The organism is uncultured Brachyspira sp. (assembly GCF_944390595.1).
Classification (GTDB): Bacteria; Spirochaetota; Brachyspiria; order Brachyspirales; family Brachyspiraceae; genus Brachyspira.
Window position 1 is genome coordinate 1 of the sequence record NZ_CALXRN010000145.1, and the last position, 5733, is coordinate 5733.

The 5733-nt window shown below is 27.1% G+C and carries 4 protein-coding genes and 1 pseudogene; 3 read left to right on the forward strand and 2 right to left on the reverse strand.

From position 1 onward, the window contains the following. The first annotated feature begins 89 nt into the window (after window positions 1–89). Window positions 90–1433, forward strand: coding sequence for an MATE family efflux transporter (locus tag Q0J90_RS08690; protein WP_297277529.1), 1344 nt, complete (start codon window positions 90–92; stop codon window positions 1431–1433). Between the two features lie 71 nt (window positions 1434–1504). On the opposite strand, the gene Q0J90_RS08695 is transcribed toward Q0J90_RS08690, so the two are convergent. After that, a complete protein-coding gene (locus tag Q0J90_RS08695; protein ID WP_297277530.1) occupies window positions 1505–2557 on the reverse strand; it encodes a hypothetical protein in 1053 nt (350 codons plus the stop codon). A gap of 321 nt (window positions 2558–2878) precedes the next feature. Here Q0J90_RS08695 and Q0J90_RS08700 point away from each other — a divergent pair, with 321 nt between their 5' ends. Beyond that, on the forward strand, window positions 2879–4222 hold the full coding sequence (locus Q0J90_RS08700; protein ID WP_297277531.1) for an MATE family efflux transporter: 1344 nt from the start codon (window positions 2879–2881) through the stop codon (window positions 4220–4222). Window positions 4223–4345: 123 nt separating this feature from the next. Beyond that, a pseudogene (locus tag Q0J90_RS08705) lies at window positions 4346–4462 on the forward strand (type II toxin-antitoxin system antitoxin, RelB/DinJ family); the annotation flags it as partial. A 73-nt stretch (window positions 4463–4535) separates the two neighbouring features. Here the strand turns inward: Q0J90_RS08705 and Q0J90_RS08710 are convergent. Next, window positions 4536–5408: a helix-turn-helix domain-containing protein gene (locus tag Q0J90_RS08710; protein ID WP_297277533.1), complete on the reverse strand. Its 873-nt coding sequence runs from the start codon at window positions 5406–5408 to the stop codon at window positions 4536–4538. Window positions 5409–5733: the final 325 nt, after the last annotated feature.

The following is a 5733-nucleotide window of genomic DNA, read 5'->3' on the forward strand; positions in this document are numbered from 1 at the left end:
ACTCATTATTTTTCTTTTCTATAGAATTGGTATAAAAGACTTAATTATATTTTCTTAATTTGTATGTTCTTGATTTTAAGGAATAAAAAATGGAACTTAATCATAAAACTTTAATAGATAACAGCAGCATCAGCTTGTTTTATAAATTTGCTGTGCCTAGCATATTAGGTATGATAATGGGAAGCGCTGCAGTATTTGTAGATGGTTTTTTTGTGGCGCATTTCATATCGCCGGAAGCTTTTACTGCAATTAATATAGTTTGGCCTATAACGGCATTATCATTCGGTATATATGTAATGCTTACAATAGGCTCCGTTGCTCTTGCCGGTAAATGCATAGGTGAAAATAATATAAGACGTGCTAATTTAATATTTACTCAAACTTTAATAGTTGTTCTTACAATAGCAAGTTTTCCTCTTATTGTAGTTTATATATTCAGAGAAGCTTTACTTCCTATATTTGGGGCACATGGAGAAGTTTATAATTTATCATTAGATTATATTGAAGGTGTTCTTTTTGCTACATTCTTTTGGGGAATGGCTTATGTACTTAGTCAATTTGTAAGGCTTAACGGAGCACCTAAATTTGCATCTTCTATGTTCATAATATCATCTATAGTGAATATGATATTGGATCCTCTTTTTATTATAGTTTTTCATTTTGGAATAGCGGCTGCTCCTTGGGCTACGGCAATATCGCAGATTATAGCTTTCATAATGGGATTATTATATTTCTTCAAACCTAACTGCAGATTAAGAATCATAAAAGTTTACGGAGGATGGATATATATAATTAAGGCTGCTTTTAATGGATTTTCAGAGTTTTTAAGCAATCTTTCATCCGGGCTTATTCCTTGGCTGTTTAATATAACGGCATACAATATTTCAGGCAATAGAGGAATATTGGCATACTCTGTTGCAAATTATGCTATTATGTTTTTTATAATGCTTGCTTATTCGGTAGGCGAGGCATTAGAGCCTTTAGTCAGTGTTTCTTATGGTGCTAGAAATAAAAACAGAATGAAAGACTTTTTAAAAATATCTGTATCTTTAATTTCTTTTATATCAATACTTGCTTCTGTTGTGCTTTTAATTAATCCTAGTCTTCTTGTTAATACTCTTTTGAAGAATGTTGATAATCAAACTTTTGAAGATGCTATGTTTTTTGTACGTACTTCTATTCCTACATTTATAGGAGTTGGAATCAATGTTATAATGAGTGCCTATTATACATCTGTACAAAAGGCCGGAGCTTCTGCTATTGTTGCTGCTTTAAGAAGTATGATTTTACCTATTTCTTTAGTATTGACTTTGCCGAACTTATTTGGATTTATTGGTTTGGTTTTGGTTCTTCCTATAAGCGAAGTTGTTACTTTAATAGTTTCATTTGCATTATACAAAAACAGAAGTGCTGATATTTTGATTGAAGATTGATTTTAATATATATACCGAAATGATTAATATTATAAATTTATATAAAAGTAAAAATCATTTCGGTATATTGATTATAATTCAGGTAAATACCAATTAATTCCCGTAGCAGATCTGAAGTTAACAGGAATTGAATTATTAGCACTATTTATTCCCATTTCAAAATACCATTCTAAATCTTTTACAGGATGCAGTCTTACTTCGGAATAGGCTCCCCATGTGAGAGTATGAGTAATATTTTCTCTTTTTTTGCCGTTATATATAATTTTATAACCAATGCTGGGTTCAAAATATAAAGTTGCAAATTCAGAACTTGCATACAATGATAATGCCGGTGTTATTCTCACAATATACGGATTTGCTTCATATATTTCATTAGCATTATATGAGTACGATATTCTGCTGTGAGACTGAACATTTACTAAATTTTCTATATTCTCATCAATAACTCCTTTACCCTTTGCATCCAATGATGAAGCATATAATATTTTTATAAAAGGATTAATCCAAACTGTTTCAATAGTAACAGGAATAAAATAAAATCTTAATTCAAAACCGAAAGAAGAAGCCGAATTTACAATTGCTCCGTTTTTATATGAATTTCTGCCATAATTTATATAAAGCCTAACAGCATTAATTGAATCTTTTCCTGTATAATATCTCATTTCTGTTGTTGTGCTTAAACCTAAATAATCAGAATTCTGAATATTTTTAGAACTCGATATTTGAAAAGGAATACATATTCTTAAGCTGTTATCTAATGCATTCAATAAAAGCACAGGAGTATGCACATCCAATTGAGAATCTATATAAGTGTAATTATAACCTATACCAATACTTATCGGCTTTGAAGTATAAGCTAAGCCTGCAGAAATTGTTGCATCTAATGATAATTTTTCATTATTAGCATAATTCATTATATTACCGAATGATCCTGTGTCCGCTTTAAAACCTAAAGTACCTTTGATATTATCATTGCCTAAAGTAAAACCGAATTGATCCATTCTAGCCCTAAGCTGACTGCTGTCTGCTAAAAAATCTATCCAATCATTATTATAGCCGTACATGCCGAATGCCGATGCTGTCATAATGATGGACAGTAAAATAAAAGTAAATAATGTTTTCATTTTTTTCATAGTTCCTTTTTATATTTTCATATTGAAAGAAGCTATTATAACAAATATGAAAATAAAGTAAATACTAATTATAATTACATAGTTATATAATCTTGACATAAAAATAAAAATACATTATACTAATTAGTAAAAAATCGGACTATAATTTATTTGGTTAATGGGGATAAATAAATGAAAATATTTATAACTTCAAAACTTAATATATTATTCTTTATATACAAATCACTTATAAAAGTATTCTAATTTTTCAAAATAATCAATCAATTTAACAAATAAAGTTTTTTAATCTTATACCAATCTATGAGGTGTACTATGCAGCTTAATAATAAAGTTTTAAAAGAAAACTCTAGTAAAAAAATATTTATAAATTATGCTCTTCCAAGTATGTTGGGAATGCTCACAGAAAGTTCAGCAGTATTTATAGACGGTTTATTCGTAGCAAATTTTATATCATCGGAAGGCTTTTCAGCAATAGGCATTGTTTGGCCTATTACAGCTTTATCATTTGCTTTGTACGTCATGCTTACATTAGGCTCAATTGCTATAGCAGGAAAATGTATCGGTGAAAATAATATGAGACGTGCGAGTTTAATATTTACTCAAACTTTAATAACAGTTTTAACTTTAACTACTCCAGTACTTATATTAATTTATATATTCAGAGAAACATTGCTTCCATTATTCGGAGCACATGGAAACATATATAATTTGTCATTAGAATATATTAACGGTGTTATTGTTGCTGTATTTTTCTGGGGAATGGCTTATGTATTCAGTCAATTTATAAGGTTAAATGGTTCTCCTAAATTGGCATCATTAATGTTTATAACTTCATCTTTAACAAAAATAATATTAGATGCTGTATTTATAGCAGTATTAAAATTAGGTATTTCAGGTGCTGCTTGGGCTACAGCTTTTTCGTATATTATTTCATTTATTATAGGGCTATCATATTTCTTTAATCCCAAATGCAGAATAAAAATCATAAAAGTATATGGAGGCTGGAATTATATATTCAAAGCTATATTAAATGGTTTTTCAGAGTTTTTAAGCAATATTTCTTCCGGCATAATACCTTGGCTATTCAATATAACAGCATACAAAATATTAGGAAACAATGGAATACTTATTTACTCTGCTGCAAATTATATAATTACATTTTTTATAATGATAGCAAGCGATATAGGAGAGATTTTATCATCTTTAATCAGTGTTTCTTACGGAGCTAAAAATAAAAACAAGATGAAAGATTTTCTAAAAATGGGAATGATATTTGTTTCATCATTATCAATATCAGCTTCTATAATATTACTTATAAATCCAAGCATATTAGTTAATGCTTTATTAAAAAATATAGATTTAAAAACTGCTGAAGATGCTATGTTTTTTGTAAGGGCATCTATACCGATTTTTATATGCGTTGGTATAAATATAATAATGAGTGCATATTATACTTCTATTCAAAAAGCTGGAGCATCTGCTTTGATTGCTGCTTTAAGAACTTTAATTTTACCTGTTTTGCTGGTATTAACATTACCAAATGTATTAGGATTTTTAGGTCTTGTATTAGTTCTTCCTATAAGCGAGATTATAACATTAATTGTATCAATAGCTTTATACAAAAATAGAAGCATTGATGTTTTAATTAGAGATTAATTATTTTTTAAGTCTATATAAATATATTTTGTATAGACTTAATTTTTTAATTGACTAACCTAACAAAATAATATTGTATTTAATTAGTTTATAGATATAATAAATATCTATAGAGTAATATAAATGTCAGAAATAACTATTAAAATTGATGATAAATTAAAAGATGAAGCTGATAAACTTTTTAATTATCTAGGTTTGGATTTTAATACTGCTATTAATATATTTTTGATAACCTCTATTTGTATAATTAGTATTTGACTTTTTTGTCAATAATAAAAAACTAACTTAATTAAAAATTATATAACAAAACTTGTCAGCATCGTTTAAGATGTTTAAAACGGTTTTTAGTAAACTCTATAATTTCATCTTCTGTCATATTATCTATACCAAGATTTTTTTCTTCTTCAAGCAGCATTTTTTGTTCTTCTCTTTCTTTTTTTAATTTTATATTTTCTATTTCTTTTAATCTTTTTTCTCGTTTTAATAATTCATCTTTAGTGTAATGTCTTTTTATAAGTTTTTCTTTATCTCCGTTTATTAAATACACTTTCAAATAGCTTATAAAATCAAGCCAAAGAGCGGATATGTTGTTTTTGTCTTTTACTCTTATTTCAGCATATTTGATAGAGTCCTTCCAGCAAAAGTGTCTGTTGTTAAATATATTTATTAATTCTTCCTGTTTTTCTTTGGTTTTGAAGCAATGTATTTTTGACAGCCTGTCAGCTTTATTTAATGTGAGTCTGTAAAAAACTTTAGAAAGTTCATTTACAAACAAATCAAATTCAGAGTGAGACTCTTTATTCTTTTTAATATTAAATTTATTATTATCTTTGACTTTTTTGACAATACCCCCTTGATTATTTTGACTATACCCTTTTGTCAATTTTGATGATACCCCGTCTGATATGCTGTTTATAAATATTTTTCTTTTTTCAATGTTAGTGTTTTTTCTTTCATAGTCTATTTTTATGTAACCGTTCTCTTTTAACTCTGATATGCATCTTGATATGGTGCTTTTGCTTACAGAATAAAGTTCAGCAAAGTATGCATTTGAAGCCCAGCAATAACCTTTATCATTAGTCAGCGAAGCTATTTCAGCATACAAAAGTCTTGAAATAGCTTTTAATTTTTTATTGTATTTTACTTCAGCTGGTATTATAGAATAGTATCTTTTTTTATCATTCATTATTATTGCACCTTAAAAAAGTTTATACTATATACAATTTTTATAATATATTATAAGTTTATATTATGCAGAAAATATACTCTTATAATCGCTTATATTTTTTGCTTTATATATAAGGGCTTAAAGTGAAGGCGGAGTAATTTTGATGTTTTTTAATATAAATAAATTTTCAAAAATAATTAAAGATTTTAATAATAAAAAAACTTGACTTACATTAACAAACATAAGCCAAGTTTTTAATTATAAAAATTATAGAGAAGATAAAACTTCCTCTATACCTTTTAATTTATCTTCAAACTCTTTTTTCTTTCTGTTTTCTGTGTCA